Consider the following 21,580-nt stretch of genomic DNA (forward strand, 5'->3'; position numbering starts at 1 on the left):
AAAAGGAATACTAAAAGCGAATTTCGACTATGATGTCGCATTCTGCAGCTCTTCTTTCTTCATGAGCGCTTCGCTAAATCCTGCCATAAACTTTTCAGATAGATGAAGCTTTTGCTCCATATTTAACCCTTTTCCTCTAAGTAGAATGGTAGGTGATTCCTGCTCCGCATTTTGTTTAAATCTGTTTTCTAAGCTCATACATAACTGATCAACTTTTTTACGTATGATTTTACCCTTTTGCTTCTCTGCTAGCTTAAATTGCAGGTCGTCTCCCTTTTGGCTAATGGTTTCAATTCCATAATCTGCACCATAAATTTTGAGACGTGCAACGGCCATTAAGTTGCTAACGGCTTGTGGCAAATCACCGAAACGATCGACCAACTCGTCGATAAGATCATCGGTTTCCTCAAAGGAGCGAACAGCTGCAACCTTCTTGTAAATTTCGATCTTTTGGATACTGTCATAAATGTAGTCAGATGGCAAATACGCATCGACACTTATATCGATAAGAGTACTAATCGGCTTCTCTTCCTTAACCTCTACGCCGCTCATCTCTGCTTTACGCTTCGCAATTTCATCAGCGAGCATCTGTGAATACATGTCGAAGCCTACTGACGCAATAAATCCATGTTGCTCCGCTCCAAGCAAATTTCCCGCTCCACGAATCGAAAGATCGCGCATCGCTATTTTGAAACCAGATCCAAGCTCAGTAAATTCCTTAATCGATTGTAACCTTTTCTCTGCTACTTCAGTAAGCACCTTATCTCGCTGATAGGTGAAGTAAGCATACGCAATCCGGTTGGATCGTCCTACCCGTCCACGTAGCTGATACAACTGGGACAAGCCCATCTTGTCCGCATCATGGACGATCAGCGTGTTCACGTTCGGAATGTCGACGCCTGTCTCAATAATGCTAGTACTGACAAGAACATCAGATTCTCCATCAAGGAAGTCGAGGATCGTTTTCTCGAGTTCTTGTTCAGACATTTGCCCATGACCTACAGACACCTTGGCATCGGGTACGAGTGCATTGATTGCCTCCGCCATTTGATGAATGCCTTGTACACGGTTATACAGATAATAAACTTGACCACCTCTTGCAAGTTCCCGTTCTACAGCTTCACGTACAAGCGCAGGACTGTATTCTACGACATAGGTTTGTACAGGGAAACGATTTTCTGGCGGTGTCTCAATAACCGATAAATCACGAACACCAAGCATAGACATATGAAGCGTACGTGGAATCGGTGTAGCTGTCAGCGTCAATACATCTACATTTGTTTTTAGCTTCTTAAGCTTTTCCTTATGTGAAACGCCAAAGCGTTGCTCTTCATCGACAATCAGCAATCCTAGCGATTTGAAAATGATATCTTGAGACAACAGTCTATGTGTACCGATTACTACGTCTACTGTTCCATTTTTTAGACCTTTCATCGTATCGTTTTGCTCTTTGCGAGAGCGGAAACGACTTAACACTTGAACATTGATAGGATATCCTGCGAATCGTTCGCGGAACGTCTCGTAATGTTGCTGTGCAAGAATTGTAGTAGGCACTAGTACTGCTACTTGTTTACTATCCATAGCCGCTTTAAATGCAGCACGAACCGCAACTTCTGTTTTGCCGTAACCAACGTCGCCACACAACAACCGATCCATAGGTTGATCTTTTTCCATGTCTCTCTTAATCTCTTCTATTGCACGAAGCTGATCACGTGTTTCGTCATACGGGAACATCGCTTCAAATTCCTGTTGATAGCTTGTATCTTCGCCAAACGAATAACCAGTAGTTGATTGACGCTGTGCATACAGCTTAATAAGATCATCAGCAATATCTTGAACAGAAGCTTTCGCCTTGCTCTTAGCTTTCGTCCATTCAGCCCCGCCAAGCTTACTTACCTTCGGCTCCCTCTCTTCCGAGCCGACATATTTCTGAATCATATCAACTTGTTCAATCGGAACAGACAGCTTATCTCCGCCAGCGTATACGATATGTAAGTAGTCTCGATGAATGCCGCCGATCTCCAGCGTACCAATCCCTACATATTTACCAATACCATGATTATGATGGACGACGTAATCGCCAACCTTGAGCTCCGTATAGCTCTTAATACGCTCAGCGTTGTCCATCTTCTTATCTAGACGCCGCTGCTTACGCTGCTTTTGTGAGAACATCTCACCTTCTGTAATAACGACCAAATGTGAAGACGGCAGCTCGAATCCTTGCTGAAGATTGCCCTCAAGCAGCATTGGTGCTTCGATTCCATAATCGTCTAACACACGACGCATCCGGTCCATACGCTCTGCGTTGCCAGCAAGCATCATAACAGTTGCGCCGATCTTTTTCCAACGTTCCATTTCTGCCTTAAGTACATTCATCTGCCCATGGAAGTTTTGCATTGAACGACTAGTCATATTCAAAATGTTTTGTGGCTGGGTATGTGGAATTTGCCTTAAAAACAACGACAGAAACAACGTAGGAAACGGGCGATGATGAAGAATCTCATCCGTATCTCTTGCAAGCGCTAGACCTGGCAATGACTTACCATTTTGGAGTAAATGAATAGCCCATTCGCCTTCGTCCCGCTCAAGCTGTTTCGCTGTCTCTATTAATCGCGTCGGCTCGTCTAATATAAGCAGAGTGTCGCTCGGCATGTAGTCCAATATTGTATGACGCTCTGGGTATAGTAGCGATATATATTTATAGATTTCAGGGAAGTGCATATTTTCTTTCAGCTTATCAAGCTCACCGCCAATTTCTGTACGAAGGCGATCTTTCGCTGTACGGTCAGACATTTTCTCCAATTGACGCTCTAACAAGCCGCTCGCATGGTTAGCCGCTGATACCATTCTGGTCATGTCTGCAATAATTTCTTGGCACGGCGTTATTACATAAGACTCTAGTCGATCGGAAGAACGTTGATCAGCAGGGTCAAATGTTCTAATCGAATCGATTTCATCGCCGAACCACTCAATCCGATAAGCTTGTGTTTCTGTTAACGGATAGAAGTCAACAATTCCACCACGTACACTTATCTCGCCACGAGCTTCTACACGATCAGCTCGAACGTAACCTAATACCGTCATTCGGCGGAGGAAATCATCAAGCGGCAAAGAATCGCCTACCGTTACAGTCACTTGCGCTTCAGCCATAACACTGCTGATTGGCAGGTAACGCCGAACACCAGAAAACGGCACGACAACAATCCCGCGATAGCCTTTGGATAGCTTGATCAGCACATCCATTCGCTGCGCCAACGTCTCAGGACTCGAGATCGCTGCTTCGGCAGCCATTAGCTCATTCGCAGGATACAGCAGCACTTTTTCGGCTGACAGACATTCCTGTAGATCCTCCGCAATTTTCTGTGCGGAGAACATATTATGTGTGACAACTAGCATCGGACGCTTTACATCTTCTTCAAGCGCTGCAATTAACACTTGTCTAGAAGAGCCAGCGAGACCGGATACCATTTGCTCACGCATCCCTTTGCGGATACCGGACAATATCGATTGAACATCCGAATCCGTAGCAAAAGCTTTAATTAGCGCTTTCAACGTTAGCGGCACCTCTTTTCTTTACACAACCAATGAAACCGACAATGATTTGGACAACCGTGATAACCCCTTTTCGCTTCTAACAGACCGATGGGGAGATTGCCCACGCAAAAACAGCTACAGCCGTCCTATGACGGCATAGCTTATTCTCGCGAGCTGCTATACATGTTGTTCTATTGCAGAGGATTACTGACTAACATTAAGTCAGGATTCGTATTCAGCGCTTCGTTGCAGTAATCGCAAACGACCTTCACTGTAACATCCCCGTTTAAGTCATACGCTATTATATCGTTGCGTTCTTCGGGGGTCAAGAAATGGAAACCGAGCTGTTGCTCCGTTATTGATGTGCTTTCAAGCGACCCCATGGACGTCTTGCAGTGCCTGCAAATATAGTTCACAGCCATATGTATGCCTCCTGAAGGAATGTTATACCCTTCAGTATGCCCCGCATCGCTATAATTTAACGGGTTTAGCCATTAAACTTTGCCATCGTTTCCTCAAATGGCGCCTTAAGCCCGTACTCTACAGCATCACAAGCGTTCTCAATCATCGTCTGAAGCTTGTCCCGATCAGCCTTCGGAAATGTTGCTAATACATAATCAGATATAACCATACCTGGTTGCGGTCGTGATATCCCCATACGAACTCGATTGAATGTTTGTGTGTTCAAATGCTGGATGAGTGACTTAATGCCATTATGGCCACCAGCGCTTCCTTGATAACGCAGACGCAGCTTACCAATTTCCGTATCCAAATCATCATATACGATAATACCGTCGGACAATTCTGTTTTAAAATAATCCATAAATGATCTAACCGACTCACCAGACAAGTTCATATACGTCATGGGCTTTATTAAAGCTACTTTTACTCCTTGTATGTTTCCTTCACCGATGAGCGCCTTACATTTATTTTGCGTAACTGATATTCCCCATCGCTTAGCGAGTTCATCAACAACCATAAATCCTACATTATGCCTTGTGTCTTTATATGTATTGCCCGGATTGCCTAATCCTACGATCCACTTCATGTCATTTACACTCCTTTACGATCATAATGTAGCATAAATGATGACGAATTGCGAAGCACTTTAAGTCCTTTATCATTCATATGGATACTTTAGTTCATTTCATTTGTTTCATTATCAAAAAAGCGCCTTCCCGTAAGTAGATTACTCCACTTACGGGAAGGCGCTCTGTATTATGCATACAAAAACATTCTTAACTAATGTACATTCCATCAATATTCCACTGAAATACTACGTGCTTGTAAATCGTACGATTACACCCTACGTTTTACAAACTAGTAGCAATCTCTTTATGCTGAGCATGGTCCGAACGAGATTCGGCTTCATGCTGCTCGACATCTTGGGCTGCTTTCTCTTCTTCGGTCAGTTCTTTCTGTGGTGCAAGTACAGTTACAACGACAAGCTGCGGATCAGACTTCGCCTCTACACCTTGTGGGAGTGATAAATCACTAACGAGCAAGCTTTCTCCTATGCCGAGCGTACTGACATCTACTGTAATCGCTTCAGGAATACTTCCCGGTAAGCATTGAACTTCAAGCTCATGAAGGATCACTTGCAGGATACCACCCTCGCGAACGCCTGTTGAATCGCCGACAGAGTCAATCCGAACATGCGCTTTAACTTCCTCGTTCATATTAATCCGAAGGAAATCAACGTGAATAAGTTGTCTGTTAAGTGCTTCACGTTGTACATTCGCCACCATGACAGAATGTTTACCCACTGAAGGTATGTCTAAATCAAGCACAGCGTTAGGTTGCGCTCGAAGTATAGCCGTCAGTTCTTTCTCGTTGATACTAACACTGGCTGCTGAGGCAAGCCCCTTACCATACACAACACCAGGAATTTGTCCTTCAAGCCTAAGTTTACGCAGATCACCTTTTGTCCGATTAGAACGTTGGTCTGCTTTTATTGCGATTGCCATATGGAACCCTCCTCGTAGATTTGGAATTCCATATAACTTTACCCAACAGGTGCCGAAATTAATCACCTCTTAGAATCATCAGGCCATAATGTTACTCGGAACGTTCCTTCTTCGCTTTCGCACGTGCCCGAATTTTATCCGCATATCCCGGCTTATTTACTTGACGCTCACGAGCGATAGCAAGATCTCCTGCAGGAACGTCTTGAGTAACTGTTGTTCCTGCAACGACATATGCACCATCACCAATCTTCACTGGGGCGATAAGGTTAGCGTTACTACCGATAAAGGCGTTATCACCAATTTCTGTTAACGCTTTGTTAAATCCATCGTAATTGACTGTTATAGCACCACAGCCAACGTTGACGTCTTTGCCAATTTTCGCATCCCCGATGTAACTAAGATGTGACACTTTGCTTCCATCATCCAAGGATGCATTTTTTAGTTCTACGAAATCGCCAACCTTGCAGCCTTTACCGATTTTAGTACCTGGACGTAGGTTTGCGTATGGGCCTACAGAACTTTCTTCACCAATAACAGAATCTGCAACAACGGAATACGTAATCGTAACGCCATCGGCAACAGTGCTGTTTGCGATATCCGCACTTGGCCCAATGACACAATCTGTTCCAATTATCGTCCCGCTGCGAAGGAAAGTACCTGGATACAAAACGGTATCCGAACCAATTTGCACGCCCGCTTCGATATAAGTCGAAGACGGATCAATGATCGTTACCCCATTTAGAAGATGCTGACGATTAATGCGCTCCTTCATAAAGCGCTCCGCTTCTGAAAGAGCAACACGATCGTTAATACCAACCGCTTCAGCTGCATCATCCGTACAATAGCCCTGAACAACTTCTCCCGCTTCCCTGAAAATACCGATGACATCCGTCAAATAGTATTCACCTTGCGTATTGTCATTGGTCACCTTGTTGAGGGCATCAAACAATTTGCGATTATCGAAACAATACGTTCCTGTATTAATTTCCTTAACTGCTATTTCTTCCGGCGAACAGTCTTTATGCTCAACAATACGTTGAACCGTTCCATCCTCACCACGGATAACACGACCGTATCCATTAGGATTATCGAACGAAGCAGACAGTACAGTTGCAGCCGCATTGTGCTCCCCATGCAACTTCAGCATCGCTTCTATTGTAGATGCTTGTACAAGCGGTGTATCGCCACAGATAACGATAGTCGTGCCTTCTTCCGTACCTAACAGTTCCTCTGCTTGACGAACAGCATGACCTGTACCTAGTTGTTGTTCCTGTAGAGCGTATTCAGCCGCATCACCAAAGTAAGCCTTCACAGTCTCCGCGCCATGACCCACAATAACAACCGTCCGCTCGCTTGCCGCTTCTTTAACTATATCAACCACATGCCCTACCATCGGTTTGCCACCTACTGGATGAAGCACTTTATATAATTTCGATTTCATTCGTTTGCCCTGACCAGCTGCCAGAACGATAGCCATAATTTTTTTCATATTAATTCCCTCCCTGATACCATTCAATCCTCACATGAATATAGCTCATTCTCAAAAAAAAGAAAAGAGAGCCAGGGCTCTCTCTTCTCCAATCAAGCATAATCAAACTTTCAAAGTATTGCTTAAGCGCCTTCTTCAATTGCTACTTCATCGGCCGCGCGCTCATATTCTGCTAATACAGCAGCTTGGATCTTCTCGCGAGTCGTAGAGGAGATCGGATGAGCGATATCGCGGAACTCACCATCTGGGGTACGCTTGCTTGGCATTGCTACGAACATACCATTGTTACCGTCGATAACGCGAATGTCGTGAACCACGAATTCGTTGTCAATGGTTATGGAAGCTATAGCCTTCATGCGACCTTCAGAATTCACACGGCGGAGTCTGACATCAGTAATTTGCACTTGTGTTCACCACCTTTGCCTATCAGAGACTTGGTGTATACTTCCACGTTTTTGTGCCAATTCCTTCTAGCATTTTGGTAAATTGACGCTTAATTTAAAATATTTTTTTTAGTTTGAATCTTTTTCGTTTTCATTCGACATTTGTCGATGATATAACCTCTATTTCGACAAGAACATCCTTTGGTAGTCTTGCCACCTCAACAGCCGAACGAGCCGGTTTATGAGCACCAAAATAGGATTCGTAAATACCATTAACAATTGCAAATTGATTCATATCTTTAAGGAAAACAGTTGCCTTGACGACATCATTTAAGGACGCTCCAGCTTCTGCTAGAACGGCCTTCACATTTTTGAATACCTGATGCGTTTGTTCTTCAATTCCGCCCTCTACTAGAACGCCTGATGCATCTAGAGGAATTTGTCCAGAAGTAAATATAAGTCCGCCCAGTTTAATTGCTTGTGAATAAGGCCCAATTGCTGCTGGAGCTTGGTCCGTCGATACCACTTGCAGTTTTGTATTCGTTGTCATAAGAGTCGCTGTCTCCTTAGTCTTTAAAGTAGTTTCCTGGTACAACTGTTGTTTGTTTTGTTTTCATATCTACTGCCGTAAGTTTCGCAAGCGAAATATAGTCCTCTAGCAGACGTTCCTCAAGTTCAACTTCACCCGACTCTACGAACACGCCAACTCCAGCAACCTTCGCTTTAAATTCATAGAGCAAATCCATCATGCCCTTAATCGTTCCGCCAGCTTTCATAAAGTCATCAATAATAAGAACGTTTGATTGTTCTTTAAGTGCTCTGCGTGCTAATGACATCGTTTGTATCCGCTTTGTGGAGCCCGATACATAATTGATGCTTACTGCCGAACCTTCTGTTACTTTATTGTCCCGCCTTACGATAACAACAGGTATATTCAAACATGCAGCCGTAGCATATGCGAGAGGAATACCCTTCGTCTCTACGGTCATAATGACATCAATTTTCCGTCCTGAAAAAGCTGTAGCAAACATTCTCCCTACATCAGCAAGCAATTCCGGCTGTCCAAGCATATCCGTCATATATAAGTAACCGCCTGGTAATACACGATCAGGCTGTTCCAACTGGAGGCAAATTTTTTCCATAATGTTCAAAGCAGTTGCTTCATGCATTAAAGGAATAAATTTAACTCCGCCGGCAGCCCCAGCGAGTGTATGCAGTTCACCGATACTTTCTTCCTCGAAGACCTCTTTTATAATCGCTAAATCCTCACTTATCGATGATTTAGCCGATTGATAACGATCTGCAAATGCTGTCAACGAAATTAACGTGTGGGGGCGGGCTAACAGATATTGTGTCATTTCTACAAGCCTGGAGCTCCTTTTCAACTTCTTCACTGGCAATCTCCCTCGCTAAACCCGAATAATATTAAGTCAATTTTACATTTCTATACGGATTTAATCAATAAAAACGTCATGCTATGTAAGCATTCTTACCACATACACTTCTTTACAGAAGCCTCTTAATCCATTATATATCCGTGGAAGCTTCGCTTCCTTAGAAACTAGTCCAAACACAGTAGGTCCGCTACCAGACATTAATACACCATCCGCACCGAGTCGCAACATACTTTCTTTAAGCTGCATCACTTCTGGATGCAAGTCCAGTGTAACCGACTCAAGTACATTGCCAAGACCTCCGCACATATCTTGAAACGATCCTCGTTCAAGAGCATCCACCATCCCTGGAATAGAAGGATGAGTCTTAAGATCATTAGCTCTCAGTCTGCCGTACACATCAGCCGTCGAAACGTTAATAGGCGGCTTAGCAAGAACGACCCAGCATTGTGGCGGATTATGAATCGGTTCTAACTTCTCACCACGTCCACGCGCAAGTGCTGTTCCTCCTGTTACACAGAAAGGAACGTCCGAACCTAATTCGGCCCCTAGCAGACATAGCTCGTCCTCAGATATGCCAAGACCCCAAAGACGGTTTAGTCCACGGAGTGCGGCTGCAGCATCGCTGCTTCCGCCAGCTAAGCCAGCAGCAACTGGTATTTTTTTATCTAGATGTATGTATACACCTTTACTAACGCCATACCGCTCTTTAATTAGACGAGCAGCTTGAAAAGCTAAATTTTTCTCATCAAGCGGAATATAGCCTACTTGGCTCGTTAACATAATCGTATCGCGCGGCAGTTCTTGCATTTCTAGACGATCTGCAAGGTCTACCATGGTCATAATCATCTCGACTTCATGGTATCCGTCATCACGTTTACGAAGCACATCCAGTAATAGATTAATTTTGGCAGGAGCTTTTTCATAAATTTTCATCAGATAAGTTCACCCGTTCGTCTTAAGCTTAAGCACCATTATATCAAAGGAACACAATAAAAGCTAAACTATGGCAACCGCTTTCTTTGGTTACTCACAGTTTAGCTTATTTTAGCTCGATCTATGGACGATATGATTTCGCTGCGGCCTGTTCTGCGAGCTGTATTGCTCGTTTCACCATGTTACCCGCATCCTTGGCTTTTATACCTCCCCAGCCTTCCTCCTGAACAGTATCATAAAAGCCTAAGTCCTTTGCGAGCTCGTATTTGAACTCTTCAGACATAACACTACGACGTCTGCGTCCCATATGCGTTTCCTCCGATCTCATAATAAGAATTAACTCTGAGAATTGCTCTACACACGTAGTATGTGTTCGAAAGCCCGGAATATACGCAACAAAAAAGCGCAGATATGCTCTGCGCTGTGTGCCCTAAATGGCATATATGAAGCTTATGTCAATCTATTGTTGAAGATAAGCGATTCGTACCTGACCTTCATCATTACATACAGTAACTTCCACGGATTCTGTCAGAATGTCCGCATAGCTGTAGGACACACGTTTGAACGCATGCTGTTCCTCGTCTAGCTTGACAATGAAAACAGAAGGGTAGATTTCTTCCAACGTGCCGGTCCGTTCAATGGTCTTTCGACGACCACCATTTGCTCTTAGACGGATTTTGGAGCCTACATGGGCTTCCAAGCTGCGTTTTATATCCAATAGCGCGTTTTTTGCCATTGTCAACTACCACCTCTTTCCTTGTCCATTATAACCAATGAAGGAGGGGTTGTCAAACAAAGCGAAATATTATATCAGTCCATTATTTCTCTTGTCAACGGTGATTTCACCCATTTTTTGAAAATGGGGGCATCTGACCGATAGTATTTTCTTTTTGCCGATACATTATGCGCCTAACATCCTATTGTTCTTTTTTAAATAATAGGCTTATTAGGTTGTTACTTTAGGTTTTGGCAAACCCATTCTGTACCTGCCCATCGTATCAATTCCACCTACACCATCGATACCGCTGATGGTGCCATGGATGACATCAGGTAGGTTAATCGTTTCACGAATAGAGGTATAACTTGCTTTTATGGCAATATAAACAGGATCTAGTGCATGAATCAAAATTCGTCCAGGAGAACTTGCAAAGTTAGAACCAGCTTGCAACAACGCTTCAAAGTGCGATTGGCACGCTCCGGCAATGACTACCAGCCCATCTCGATTTTTTTCATAATCCCGAGCTACCCGTACTGCATTAACAAAGTTTTGCGAGTTCTTGTAGCTGTTTAAACTATACAACTCTCCGGGGGCTCGATTTTTGAGTACACCGTCATGTCCAGTAATAACTACGATATCTGGTTTGATCTGTGGAAGAAGTCGATACAGCACATCAGCCATTTGCGATTCATGAATATGCAAGCCATGAGCTAAAACATGCATCGTATTGTATAGCTGCATACTTTTCTTTAAGTAGTTGCCGTCTCCGTCCAAATGAAGCACTTTTCCAGGCACTTCGAAGTAAGGCGCACTCTGCTGCTCCTGGGCACGTCTAATAACACTCTCATAGCCTGTAGCCTGCTTTTCTCTAGCGGTATGCATTTTTTGGAGCGACTCATTAACTTTTATACGTACCTGCTGCACTGCGCGCGTAGATTCTGGATCTTGAACAACAGACAGATCTGGAATCGGCGCATCCGCCAGCAGCCGGTAATCCGTCCCTTTTAGAAGGGCATGATGAGTAAGTACGGCTTCGACACGGAACAAAACGTCACTGCCATACGATTTGCGGACGACCAGGTCCCCTTGCTTCATTTGTAAATCACCTCTTCGTCTATCCTATGGGCGGATAGGGCGAATGGTGAGAAATTTCTACTACGTTATCTAACCAACCCCGAAGACAAAAGCGCTTTGCTTAGTTCAGCGAATTCTTCCAATGATAATGTCTCGCCACGTCTAACAGGATCAATACTTATTTCGTTAAGCAATGCATTCAGAGCTTCACGATGCTCCTTGCCTACGAAAGCTGTTAAATTGTTAGCAAGCGTCTTACGACGCTGTGCAAAGCTAGCTTGCACGACGCGGAAGAAGAAAGCTTCATCCGGAACGTCAACCGCCGGCTTATCTCTAACTGAAAGCTTAATAACAGCTGAATCAACGTTCGGCTGCGGAATAAATACAGTGTTCGGCACCATACATACTAGCTGTGGCACACAGTAGTATTGAACAGCTACGCTAAGGCTGCCATATTCCTTGCCTCCTGGCTTAGCCGCCATTCGCTGTGCAACCTCTTTCTGAATCATAACAACGATATGTTGCAAGGGCAGACGCTCTTCCAGAAGCTTCATCAAAATTGGTGTCGTCACGTAATAAGGCAGGTTGGCTACAACACTTACGCCAGCAACATCCTTGAACTGCTCTTTAAATAATTCCTTCAGATCAATTTTAAGAACATCACCATGTACGACGGATACATGCGGCTTATCTGCTAGTACATCTCTAAGGATCGGAATAAGTCGTTGGTCGATCTCTACTGCAGTTACCTTGCCCGAAGCATCAGCAAGTCGCTGTGTAAGTGCACCAATACCAGGACCAATCTCAAGTGCTCCTTTTGTTTCGTCAAGCTCGGCAGCAGCTACAATGTTGTTTAATATATTTCCATCGATCAAGAAGTTTTGACCGAGACTTTTTTTGAAGGAAAAACCATACTTCGCTATAATTTCTTTCGTTCGCTTCGGTGACCCAACCTCTGGTGCCGTTGTTTTTACTTGTCCTTTACTTTGACTACTTTGGTTCTCGTTATTCATCCTGTTATTCCTCCAGTATTCGTTCCATCTCACGTAGTGCAACGTCGAATTCCGATTTGGATATACGGAAGCTTGTACAACGCTTATAAAATTGTTTACCGTTCGCGTATCCAATGCCAAGTAGCTTGCCCATTTCTAATCGTCTATTTGACGCATTAGGATGTACGATTAAGCCCGCTTCCATCAGATCATCCCATGCAATTTCTCCAATTGCATTTTCCGTTTCAGTACGAAGCTCAGATAGCGCTTGTACGATGGCGTCAGGGCTTGCGTTCTCGATTCCAATATCCCCTTTATAGAAGGCCTTCTCCTGCGGGAGAAACGCATGCTTACAGCCCGGCGCATGTCGTGCCACTATTTTGCGAATTCGCTCGCCAGCATGATCGGGATCAGTAAAAATAATAACACCTCTGCGCTCATTAGCAAGAGCAATACGGCGCAATACATCTTCACCAATCGCAGAGCCGTTTGTTTCAATTGTATCTGCTTCAACTGCTCGCTTAATCGCGGCGGTATCATCTTTTCCTTCTACAACGATAACTTCCTTAATCACTTTGCTCAGTCCTTCCCTTACCCTAGCCTCAGCATTTTTCCCTATAAGTAAACATGCAAAAGGAAGAGGCAGTGCCTCTTCCTATGATGGCATATTTAATTGAACATTACGATATGTTGATGATGAAGAAAATTCTACATTGATCCTTTTGGCTTAGATAAAGCCTAGAGTCTATTAGCTGGCTGTTGGCTTTTTTGGCCCAAGGATGTAGACGGTATAGCCCTTTTTCTTACCGAACTTGGTCGCATGACTATTACTCTCGAAGTAAATGTCAATCTTGTTCCCTTTTACGGCACTTCCCTTGTCTTCCGCACGGCGGAAGCCAATTCCTTCGATGTATACCCACCAACCAATAGGAATGACTTTAGGATCAACCGCAATGGTTCTACCCTCTTTCACACGAGTACCAGATGCAGTAATACCGAATTCAGGATGATCTTCATCTTTGCCAGTAGACGTTGCATCAGCACTGTAAGCTGTTAATGTAACGTTTTTAATCATTTTTTTGGCTTTAAATGTAAGATCTCCCTTCGTTAAAGTAAGGCTGCTTGGACTACTATTGGAAAGAATAGTTACCTTGGATTCTTCCTTCTTCGTTCCTACTGCAATGACCTGATCCACCGCAGCTGTCTGCACGATTTCACTGACCATCTGATTAGAGATGAGTACACCATCTTCATACTTTTTCTTAACTTGTTCAACGACAACGCCTTTCTTACCCGTCTGAACAAGCTTTTCCTTGCCTTGTTCAAGCGTCGGGTCATCTTTCTTCACGATAGAGAATGGAACGGTTTTTTCGAGCTCCGATACTTTCGTATCGACTCGAACAATGGTGACCATGTCTTCCGCGTTAATAACTGAACTAAGCGGAGGGCTTATTTTATCTTCACTTCGAAGGGATAGATTTAGTTCCTCTATCGCCGCCTGTACCGTCTTCTCTGTCGTGTACACCGTTGATGTCTTGCCATCAGCCTTTACAACTACTGGTATCGCATGAGTTACCTCAACACGATCGCCGTCCTTTATTGGTGCATTGAGCGGGACAGACACCTCATCATGAGGTCCTATTGTTATAGCTTGTTCATCCAGTAGGCGTTGCAGGACCCATTGTTTCGTTTCCACAATGGTTTCTTGTCCATTCACTACTACGGAGACGCTTTTGACAGCCGTTCCGTACAACAACACCAAAAACATGAAAGTCATAGCGATTGAGATTATAGCGCTCAACATAATCAAACGCAAGTTTCCATGCTTCCATCGCATTGCGAAAGACATGCTGGATGATCGTTTCCCATGGGTGTCCTTAGCCTGGATTAATCCCACTTCATCGGTCCTCCTTCATAGCCCCGCCGCCAAGTGTTACGCATGTTACAACTGACGCGACTATAGTATTATGGCGTGCAAGCACGCACTCCAGTAAAGCAGATCCATTACCTCCCTGATTAACCCTATGACGACGAAGTATCGTTTATTCAACTTTTAGTGATGAGGTCGTCGTTTGAACAACGTGTGTGGTAGATACTTTTGTGTTCATGATAGGGATGCAGAGGAGGAAAATTTGAGGTTCAAATTAGGATGATAAACTGGAAATCCAATACAAAACGTAAAGCTCTGATTTGAATCATACCTTCATCAGAGCTCTGTTGTAAAGAAGCGATAAAATGCTATTTTCACTAAAAATGATTGAAATCTTCGGAAAAACAAGGGAATTCATCGACTAAAATCAGTTTTTTTGCGATAAAGGTACGAAATACTCGTTATTTCACTGCCTTTCACTCAATCCCAAAACATTTTTTACCGTTTGAGGTTGTAATTAGTGCAATTTCCTCTACCGTTTTCCCCTTAATCTCCGCAGCTGCCTGAGCGACTAGTGCAACGTATGAGGTCTCATTTCTTTTTCCACGAAATGGATGAGGAGTAAGATATGGGGAGTCTGTTTCGATCAATAATCGATCTAGTGGAACGTACTCAAGTACCTCTTTTGGCACCTTTGCATTTTTGTAAGTAACTGGTCCACCGAACGAAATATAAAAGTTCATATCGAGACATTGTTTTGCCGTTTCAGAGCTTCCAGAAAAACAATGCATGACGCCTCCCACTTCTGACGCTTTCTCCTCTTTAAGAATGCGGAGAATATCTTCATGTGCATCACGATTATGAATGACAATGGGCTTGTCCACTTTGCGAGCAAGCCGTATTTGTTCACGGAATACACGTTGTTGAACTTCCTTAGGTGAAGTATCCCAGTGATAGTCAAGACCAATTTCTCCGATCGCTACCACTTTCTTGTGACTGCATAGCTCTTCTATCCAATCTAGATCCTCTGGCTTCATATGGATACTCTCAACCGGATGCCATCCGACCGCTGCATAAATAAATTCATATTTCTCAGCAAGTGCCATCGTCGTCGGAATCGTTTCTCGGTCAAACCCGATATTAACCATAAGATCTACACCTGCTGCACGTGCACGTTCAATTACTTCTTCACGATCTTCGTCAAATTTATAAGAATCCAAGTGAGTGTGAGTGTCAAATAGTAACGGCTTTGTCATTTCTGTTCGTTCTCCTTAATCGAGCTTAAATAATTTAATCATCTTTTCAGGAAGTTTTTTCTTATTTTTTAGAAGTGGTTCCTCAGGGAAATATAAGTGATATTGACCTTGATGAAGTCCAGTTATGGATCGAACAATGTCGGATTTAACAGAAATCTCGCTGATCTCATCTTCACTGTCTAACAACAAAATAGGTGCTTTTCCACTCTTTTCTCCATTCTTTTGCTCTGGTCGATATACATCATATGGCAGGTCAAACGGGTAATCAATCTCCATATGATAGTCTGGGTTTAGACCTATCGACAAGAGTGAATCGGCTACTTCAGCAAGCAATGTTTCATCTGGGTTTTCAATGGTTACATACTTATATAAGTAACGATTAATAAAGCGTCTGCATAAATCACTGAGTAACTCATCCGTTTCATCTGACCATTCGGAAAATGCGGTTTGAACATGTGCTTCATCAAGCTTCAAATAATCTTGCAAGCTAAGTGTATTACTTAGCAGTTTTTTTAATGAATTCGTCATCCAGCGGAACCTGTAACCTTGATTGTTCAGCTCCGCAGCTCTTCGGAAAATTTGTCTCAATATAATTTCCGAACTACGGGTGACCGGATGGAAGTAAATTTGCCAATACATTTGATAACGTGACATTAAATAATGCTCAACGGCATGCATGCCACTTTCCTTCACTACAATTTGCCCTTTATAGGGGCGCAATACGCGAAGAATCCGTTCCAAATCGAATGTACCATAGTTAACACCTGTAAAATAAGCATCTCGGAGCAAATAATCCATACGATCCGCATCCATCTGGCTGGAAATAAGACTTACAACAATTGGTTTAGGATACGTTTTTTTGATTACTGAAGATACCATTAATGGAAACTCATCTGAAACGCGTCGCAAAACTTCATTAATTTCCGTTTCTCCCAATAAAATTGCGCAGGTCCACTCTTCGTGATCTGTATCAAAAATTTCTTCGAGGGAGTGGGAAAATGGACCGTGACCGACATCATGCAGCAGTGCTGCACATAAGGAGACGAGGCGTTCTTCGAGAGGCCAATCCGGGTATCTGTTTCTTTCAAATTGAGAAATAATTTTTCTAGTTATTTCATAAACACCTAACGAATGTGAAAAGCGACTATGCTCAGCACCATGAAATGTTAAATACGTTGTGCCGAGCTGTCTAATTCTACGTAGACGTTGAAATTCCCTCGTATTAATAAGATCCCAGATCGTCTGATCCTGTACGTAAACATAGTCATGGACAGGGTCTTTAAATACTTTTTCCTCCGATATTTGTTCCCTCAAATTCTCATCTCCTTTTGTTCATAATTTTGACACATACCTACTCGTAATTGTCGAATAGTGTCGCAAAATAGTTTCCAAATTGTCGAAGCTGTTGTATTCTATTACAAAGCTATTAAACTATGATGATCCACGATCTCTTGTAATCATTGGAGTCTGGTAGAACATTCTAGGTTGACTGTTTTGGGAAGAGTTGGTATTATAGTAACATAGAAACTACAAACTATGTCGAATGATGACGAAAATACATTTTGTGAGAGGATTGATAGATTATGATGAAGTCAACTGGTATCGTTCGTAAAGTTGATGAACTTGGTCGTGTTGTTATTCCAATTGAATTGCGTCGTACGCTAGGAATTGGCGAGAAGGATGCACTTGAGATTTACGTAGATGGCGAGCGCATCATGCTTAAGAAATATGAGCCTGCATGTATCTTCTGTGGTAATGCAGAAAACGTTTCTTACTTCAAAGGAAAAATAGTTTGTCATGTTTGTTTATCAGAAATGCCAACACCTGTGACAAAATAAGAAAAATCGGTTATAATCATTTTATACCTACTTGTTAATTCTAACCTTTTTATATTCCCTTGACGCCTTCCTGCGCTAGAACCCGGCCAGGAAGGTCCTTTTTTTTCTAGCGCATTATTAGAATCACTAACAAATTAGCGATTTACTTCATTATAAACTTCCCGCTTCTGCAGTCCTCGATCAACCGCCGTTTTCTTTATCGCTTCTTTACGATCCATTGTAGACTCATAATGTGCTACATGCGCCTCTATATCGAGCTCAGCCCACCAAGCGCCATCAATGTCAGCTTTATTTACGTCTGAAGGGTCAGCCCCCTCGACAACAATACAAAACTCACCTAGTGGTGAATGCTCTGCAAACCATTCGATACATTCTGAAGTTGTTCCTCTAATTGCTTCTTCATGCTTTTTCGTTAATTCTCTAACTACTGCAATACGCCTGTCACCTAATTGTTCTAGCATAATATCCAACGTTTTTGTTATCCGATGAGGGGATTCATAAAAAATAAGAGTCGCCTTAATTAATGCAAACTCTTGCAACCATTTCACAAGCGACTTTTTCTCTCTTGGAGGAAAACCTGCAAACAGGAATCTTTCCGTTGGAAGCCCTGACATAATGAGTGCCGATAACGCTGCGTTGGCACCGGGAATCGGTATTACAGCTATCCCATGTTCAACTGCAGAAGCAACTAAATCAGCACCAGGATCAGAAATGGCCGGTAGGCCCGCATCACTAACTAATGCAATAGATTGCCCTTCAAGCATAAGTCTAATAAGCTCCGGTCCGCTCGCGCCTTTATTATGCTCATGATAGCTAACGAGACGCGTTTGAATCTCAAAGTGAGTAAGCAGCTTACGAGTTTGCCTTGTATCTTCTGCTGCAACCATGGAAGCTTCCTTAAGGATACGAATAGCTCTCATCGTCATATCCTCCAAATTGCCGATAGGTGTTGCGACCAAATATAACGAACCCGCTCCGGAAGCTCCCCCTCCATCTACAGCTGGGGCATAGCTTTTTTGTCTATTCATACGATTTGAACCCCTTCGTCGTTGTATACCATAATTGGTGGAAGTAACTTAATATCAGGTTTTCCATCACGTGTTGCTTCTATTAATATCATGTTAGCTTCTGCATTAGCATTTGGATGTACAAATTGGATACGCTTTGGTTCCAGCTTCCACTTTCGCAAAGTTTCGACAATATCGAGTAACCTGGTTGGACGATGTACCATAGCGAGCTTGCCACCTGGACGAAGTAGCTTCGCGCACGACTGTGCTAATTCATCAAGTGTACAATGTATCTCATGCCTAGCAATTGCATAATGTTCGTTTTCATTTTGTTCTCCTGCCGTTATTGGCATATAAGGCGGATTAACGGTAATTGCATCATAGACGCCGTTCCCTGCGACCTTAGGAAACGTGCGTAGATCCTGCTCGATAACCTGAATTTGTTGCTCCAATTCGTTCATTTCGACACTTCGTCTTGCCATGTCAGCTAGACGGGGTTGAATTTCAATGGCATCGATTTTTGCCTTTGTTCTTGCTGTGAGTAGGATCGGAATTACTCCATTTCCTGTACATAAATCTGCGATACGACCGTACTTCGGAATATTGGCGAATCTTGATAACAATACAGCATCTAGAGAGAAGCTAAATACTTCTCTGCTTTGTATAATTTTAAATCCTGTATCCATTAATAAATCATCGATTCTCTCGCCTGCCGACAATTCTAATGATCGATGTTCTGACACGTTATGTCTCTCCTTCGACGCTTGGTTTGATCCTACAACATATATAGCATTCAAAAAAGACCGTCCTCTGCGGTAAGGACGGTCTGTCAATACGGATTCCGCTTATTTGTTTAAGAAAGATAGACAGAACAGACAGTCACCTTCTGTACGCAAATGTCCATAATATACGTTACAGATGTGGAATCCTTCGTGATACAACCGCGTTAAATTATCATGTCCTTCTCCAACCGCGACGATAGCTTCTTCGAAACTTTCTTCACGGACTAAATCAGGTTTTGTTTCTTTTGTTCCTGCACCCGCTTGGGTCGCAAGAACGGCTTCGCGTTCAGAGGACGTTTCTCTCTTGAACACTTGACGTAACTGGTGGTTCTCGATGCTCAATCGCTTATTCTCCTCAAGCAGTTCTTTGACCTTCTGCTTGAGCTCGCGGAGCTCGGCATGAAACAAACCAACCCGTTTGTCCAATTCATCCATTTGAATAAATATATCCCTCTTCTCCAAGTTCCCACCCCAGAGCTTCAAGCATGAGTGTTACCTCACCTATCAGAATCACACTACACCGTTTATTTTACGATAACATCGTCAAACGGCATTTCTTTCGGTTTACCTGGTGTATCAAATAATTGTACATATACGCTTTTCGTAGATGCGTTAATTCCAGTCACTTTGCCTTCACCGAGAGACGTAACAACAATTTTGCCGATAGCCGGCAATTCTTCTCTTACACTCTCGTAATTGTCATGCTCATATTTGAGACAACACATGAGACGACCGCATAGGCCCGATATTTTGGTAGGATTAAGCGATAAGTTCTGATCCTTGGCCATCTTAATAGACACAGGTTCGAAATCGCCAAGCCATGAAGAGCAGCATAGAACTCGTCCACATGGGCCAATGCCGCCTAACATCTTGGCTTCATCCCTTACGCCAATTTGACGAAGCTCGATTCTTGTTCGGAAGACGCTAGCTAAATCTTTTACTAACTCCCGGAAATCTACTCGTCCTTCAGCGGTGAAATAAAAAATAATTTTGTTACGATCGAATGTAAATTCGACATCCACAAGCTTCATACGAAGCTGATGACTCTTAATCTTATCAAGACAGGTAGTAAACGCATTTTTTGCAGCTGAGCGATTCTCTTCAACAACTTGTCCATCAACATCGCTAGCTATACGAATAACCTTCTTGAGCGGGAGAACAACATCCGATTCACCGACTTGCTTCTGTCCCACCACCACTTTACCGTATTCGATTCCGCGTGCGGTCTCAACAATAACATGCTGTTCCTTATCCACGGGATGCTCGACCGGGTCGAAGTAATAGATCTTGCCCGCTTTCTTAAAACGGACACCGATGACATTATACAAGGATTAGCCCTCCTGTAGGTTTACCAATAGTTGCTCAAACGCGAGCTGAGGCGATACATTCGCACGTATACGCTTACTCGCTTCAAGGATATGCTCCATGCAGGACACCCAACCTGCGAATGAACGATTGAAGGCGTTATTTCTTAACCAATCTAACTGATCTATAAAAACAATCTTGTCCTGCCTTCCGGCCTGGATCTGTGTTAAATCTTTAAACCAAAGCGTTAATAATGAAAGCAACAGTTCTGTTTGATGCGATAAATCTGTCTTAAAAAGCTGTTGCTGGGCAGTGATCATCGCCGCGGTGAATCGGGTCAAACTCTCCTTGCCTAATTGTATCACTAGGTTTCGGATTTCTGCAAACTCATTCTGCATAAGAATTTGTCTAGCCCCGTCTAATCCGGACGATAATTGTACCGCTGCTCTTGCAAGAAGTGCTGGAGATCCTTCGGAAATTAACTGCTCAAGCATCCGATCAGGAGACAATGGAAGGAATGGAATCCATTGTGTTCGTGAACGAATAGTTGGCAATACAGCTTGTCCATTATCGGTAATAAGTATAGCAACAATTGGAGAAACAGGTTCTTCCAAAAATTTAAGCAAACTATTGGCCGCCTGAAGCGTTAACGTCTCCGCTCGTTCAATTATATAAACGGTACGCCCTGCTTCAGTACCGCGATACGATAAATTACGTTGCAGTTCCCTAATTTGATCAATTTTAATGCTATTCCCGTCTGGAGCAATGGTCAAAAGGTTTGACTGGTTGCCATGTTCAAACTTCCGACATTCCAAACATTCGCCACATGCGTCCCAGCCATCCGCTGTACAGAACAACGCTTTAGCAAAACTCTGTGCTATGGAGAGCTTTCCAGTACCAGAAGGTCCACTGAACAAATAAGCATGCGAGATTTTACCGCTCTGAAGGGCATGTTTCAAGATTCGCTGCGCCTTCCATTGTTCGTCAGCTTGTTCAAGACTCATGACTTCAATCCTTACCTTTCTTATTCCATCA

At 43.2% G+C, this 21,580-nt stretch carries 23 protein-coding genes; 1 reads left to right on the forward strand and 22 read right to left on the reverse strand.

Annotation, left to right across the window (positions count from 1 at the left end):
- Positions 1–27: 27 nt before the first annotated feature.
- The 17 genes from mfd to I6N90_RS23360 all read right to left on the reverse strand — a co-directional run bounded on the left by mfd (position 28) and on the right by I6N90_RS23360 (position 16,927).
- Positions 28–3,552: a transcription-repair coupling factor gene (mfd, locus tag I6N90_RS23280; protein ID WP_197938195.1), complete on the reverse strand. Its 3,525-nt coding sequence runs from the start codon at positions 3,550–3,552 to the stop codon at positions 28–30.
- A 173-nt stretch (positions 3,553–3,725) separates the two neighbouring features.
- Positions 3,726–3,956, reverse strand: a complete 231-nt coding sequence (locus I6N90_RS23285; protein ID WP_197938196.1) for an anti-sigma-F factor Fin family protein — start codon at positions 3,954–3,956, stop codon at positions 3,726–3,728.
- A 65-nt stretch (positions 3,957–4,021) separates the two neighbouring features.
- Complete coding sequence (gene pth, locus I6N90_RS23290; RefSeq protein WP_197938197.1) at positions 4,022–4,582, reverse strand: aminoacyl-tRNA hydrolase; 561 nt, start codon at positions 4,580–4,582, stop codon at positions 4,022–4,024.
- Between the two features lie 265 nt (positions 4,583–4,847).
- The gene (locus tag I6N90_RS23295; protein ID WP_197938198.1) at positions 4,848–5,501 is read right to left on the reverse strand and encodes a 50S ribosomal protein L25; all 654 of its coding nucleotides are present in this window, start codon (positions 5,499–5,501) and stop codon (positions 4,848–4,850) included.
- Positions 5,502–5,592: 91 nt separating this feature from the next.
- Positions 5,593–6,990, reverse strand: a complete 1,398-nt coding sequence (gene glmU, locus I6N90_RS23300; protein WP_197938199.1) for a bifunctional UDP-N-acetylglucosamine diphosphorylase/glucosamine-1-phosphate N-acetyltransferase GlmU — start codon at positions 6,988–6,990, stop codon at positions 5,593–5,595.
- Between the two features lie 122 nt (positions 6,991–7,112).
- Positions 7,113–7,394 (reverse strand): septation regulator SpoVG, encoded by a 282-nt coding sequence (spoVG, locus tag I6N90_RS23305; protein ID WP_087571183.1) that lies wholly within the window; start codon positions 7,392–7,394, stop codon positions 7,113–7,115.
- 130 nt (positions 7,395–7,524) lie between these two features.
- Complete coding sequence (locus I6N90_RS23310; protein WP_197938200.1) at positions 7,525–7,923, reverse strand: RidA family protein; 399 nt, start codon at positions 7,921–7,923, stop codon at positions 7,525–7,527.
- 16 nt (positions 7,924–7,939) lie between these two features.
- Positions 7,940–8,767 carry a pur operon repressor gene (gene purR, locus I6N90_RS23315; protein WP_197938201.1) on the reverse strand — a complete coding sequence of 276 codons (828 nt, stop codon included), beginning with the start codon at positions 8,765–8,767 and terminating at the stop codon, positions 7,940–7,942.
- Between the two features lie 81 nt (positions 8,768–8,848).
- Positions 8,849–9,703 carry a 4-(cytidine 5'-diphospho)-2-C-methyl-D-erythritol kinase gene (gene ispE / locus I6N90_RS23320; protein WP_197938202.1) on the reverse strand — a complete coding sequence of 285 codons (855 nt, stop codon included), beginning with the start codon at positions 9,701–9,703 and terminating at the stop codon, positions 8,849–8,851.
- A 121-nt stretch (positions 9,704–9,824) separates the two neighbouring features.
- A complete protein-coding gene (locus I6N90_RS23325) occupies positions 9,825–10,010 on the reverse strand; it encodes a small, acid-soluble spore protein, alpha/beta type (RefSeq protein ID WP_197938203.1) in 186 nt (61 codons plus the stop codon).
- Positions 10,011–10,163: 153 nt separating this feature from the next.
- Complete coding sequence (gene veg / locus I6N90_RS23330) at positions 10,164–10,439, reverse strand: biofilm formation stimulator Veg (protein WP_168123370.1); 276 nt, start codon at positions 10,437–10,439, stop codon at positions 10,164–10,166.
- A gap of 210 nt (positions 10,440–10,649) precedes the next feature.
- Complete coding sequence (gene yabG / locus I6N90_RS23335) at positions 10,650–11,516, reverse strand: sporulation peptidase YabG (protein ID WP_197938205.1); 867 nt, start codon at positions 11,514–11,516, stop codon at positions 10,650–10,652.
- 65 nt (positions 11,517–11,581) lie between these two features.
- The gene (gene rsmA, locus I6N90_RS23340; protein ID WP_197938207.1) at positions 11,582–12,508 is read right to left on the reverse strand and encodes a 16S rRNA (adenine(1518)-N(6)/adenine(1519)-N(6))-dimethyltransferase RsmA; all 927 of its coding nucleotides are present in this window, start codon (positions 12,506–12,508) and stop codon (positions 11,582–11,584) included.
- A gap of 4 nt (positions 12,509–12,512) precedes the next feature.
- On the reverse strand, positions 12,513–13,061 hold the full coding sequence (gene rnmV / locus I6N90_RS23345) for a ribonuclease M5 (protein ID WP_197938209.1): 549 nt from the start codon (positions 13,059–13,061) through the stop codon (positions 12,513–12,515).
- Between the two features lie 174 nt (positions 13,062–13,235).
- A complete protein-coding gene (locus I6N90_RS23350) occupies positions 13,236–14,384 on the reverse strand; it encodes a ubiquitin-like domain-containing protein (protein ID WP_332262508.1) in 1,149 nt (382 codons plus the stop codon).
- 449 nt (positions 14,385–14,833) lie between these two features.
- Positions 14,834–15,613, reverse strand: a complete 780-nt coding sequence (locus I6N90_RS23355) for a TatD family hydrolase (RefSeq protein WP_197938211.1) — start codon at positions 15,611–15,613, stop codon at positions 14,834–14,836.
- Positions 15,614–15,628: 15 nt separating this feature from the next.
- The gene (locus I6N90_RS23360; protein ID WP_197938213.1) at positions 15,629–16,927 is read right to left on the reverse strand and encodes an HD domain-containing protein; all 1,299 of its coding nucleotides are present in this window, start codon (positions 16,925–16,927) and stop codon (positions 15,629–15,631) included.
- 269 nt (positions 16,928–17,196) lie between these two features.
- Here I6N90_RS23360 and I6N90_RS23365 point away from each other — a divergent pair, with 269 nt between their 5' ends.
- On the forward strand, positions 17,197–17,451 hold the full coding sequence (locus I6N90_RS23365; RefSeq protein WP_054025791.1) for an AbrB/MazE/SpoVT family DNA-binding domain-containing protein: 255 nt from the start codon (positions 17,197–17,199) through the stop codon (positions 17,449–17,451).
- Positions 17,452–17,585: 134 nt separating this feature from the next.
- Here I6N90_RS23365 and rsmI read toward each other — a convergent pair whose 3' ends face one another.
- The 5 genes from rsmI to holB all read right to left on the reverse strand — a co-directional run bounded on the left by rsmI (position 17,586) and on the right by holB (position 21,549).
- Positions 17,586–18,479, reverse strand: coding sequence for a 16S rRNA (cytidine(1402)-2'-O)-methyltransferase (rsmI, locus tag I6N90_RS23370; RefSeq protein WP_197938215.1), 894 nt, complete (start codon positions 18,477–18,479; stop codon positions 17,586–17,588).
- Entirely contained in the window at positions 18,476–19,144 is a 669-nt protein-coding gene (locus I6N90_RS23375) for a tRNA1(Val) (adenine(37)-N6)-methyltransferase (RefSeq protein WP_197938244.1), read from the reverse strand. The genes rsmI and I6N90_RS23375 overlap by 4 nt, the downstream gene beginning before the upstream one ends.
- 159 nt (positions 19,145–19,303) lie before the next feature.
- Complete coding sequence (locus I6N90_RS23380) at positions 19,304–19,675, reverse strand: initiation-control protein YabA (protein ID WP_442950985.1); 372 nt, start codon at positions 19,673–19,675, stop codon at positions 19,304–19,306.
- An 89-nt stretch (positions 19,676–19,764) separates the two neighbouring features.
- Entirely contained in the window at positions 19,765–20,568 is an 804-nt protein-coding gene (locus tag I6N90_RS23385) for a PSP1 domain-containing protein (protein WP_197938219.1), read from the reverse strand.
- Positions 20,569–20,571: 3 nt separating this feature from the next.
- Positions 20,572–21,549: a DNA polymerase III subunit delta' gene (holB, locus tag I6N90_RS23390; RefSeq protein ID WP_197938220.1), complete on the reverse strand. Its 978-nt coding sequence runs from the start codon at positions 21,547–21,549 to the stop codon at positions 20,572–20,574.
- Between the last annotated feature and the right edge of the window lie 31 nt (positions 21,550–21,580).

It is taken from the genome of Paenibacillus sp. GSMTC-2017 (genome assembly GCF_016019935.1).
In the GTDB taxonomy this organism is placed as follows: domain Bacteria; phylum Bacillota; class Bacilli; order Paenibacillales; family Paenibacillaceae; genus Pristimantibacillus.

Bases quoted from the DNA above. Each gene is read 5' to 3' on its own strand.
- I6N90_RS23285 (WP_197938196.1), bottom strand. From the start codon at position 3,956: ATGGCTGTGAACTATATTTGCAGGCACTGCAAGACGTCCATGGGGTCG.
- pth (WP_197938197.1), bottom strand. From the start codon at position 4,582: ATGAAGTGGATCGTAGGATTAGGCAATCCGGGCAATACATATAAAGAC.
- I6N90_RS23295 (WP_197938198.1), bottom strand. From the start codon at position 5,501: ATGGCAATCGCAATAAAAGCAGACCAACGTTCTAATCGGACAAAAGGT.
- glmU (WP_197938199.1), bottom strand. From the start codon at position 6,990: ATGAAAAAAATTATGGCTATCGTTCTGGCAGCTGGTCAGGGCAAACGA.
- I6N90_RS23310 (WP_197938200.1), bottom strand. From the start codon at position 7,923: ATGACAACGAATACAAAACTGCAAGTGGTATCGACGGACCAAGCTCCA.
- ispE (WP_197938202.1), bottom strand. From the start codon at position 9,703: ATGAAAATTTATGAAAAAGCTCCTGCCAAAATTAATCTATTACTGGAT.
- I6N90_RS23325 (WP_197938203.1), bottom strand. From the start codon at position 10,010: ATGGGACGCAGACGTCGTAGTGTTATGTCTGAAGAGTTCAAATACGAG.
- veg (WP_168123370.1), bottom strand. From the start codon at position 10,439: ATGGCAAAAAACGCGCTATTGGATATAAAACGCAGCTTGGAAGCCCAT.
- yabG (WP_197938205.1), bottom strand. From the start codon at position 11,516: ATGAAGCAAGGGGACCTGGTCGTCCGCAAATCGTATGGCAGTGACGTT.
- rsmA (WP_197938207.1), bottom strand. From the start codon at position 12,508: ATGAATAACGAGAACCAAAGTAGTCAAAGTAAAGGACAAGTAAAAACA.
- I6N90_RS23355 (WP_197938211.1), bottom strand. From the start codon at position 15,613: ATGACAAAGCCGTTACTATTTGACACTCACACTCACTTGGATTCTTAT.
- I6N90_RS23365 (WP_054025791.1), top strand. From the start codon at position 17,197: ATGATGAAGTCAACTGGTATCGTTCGTAAAGTTGATGAACTTGGTCGT.
- rsmI (WP_197938215.1), bottom strand. From the start codon at position 18,479: ATGAATAGACAAAAAAGCTATGCCCCAGCTGTAGATGGAGGGGGAGCT.
- I6N90_RS23375 (WP_197938244.1), bottom strand. From the start codon at position 19,144: ATGGATACAGGATTTAAAATTATACAAAGCAGAGAAGTATTTAGCTTC.
- I6N90_RS23380 (WP_442950985.1), bottom strand. From the start codon at position 19,675: ATGGATGAATTGGACAAACGGGTTGGTTTGTTTCATGCCGAGCTCCGC.
- holB (WP_197938220.1), bottom strand. From the start codon at position 21,549: ATGAGTCTTGAACAAGCTGACGAACAATGGAAGGCGCAGCGAATCTTG.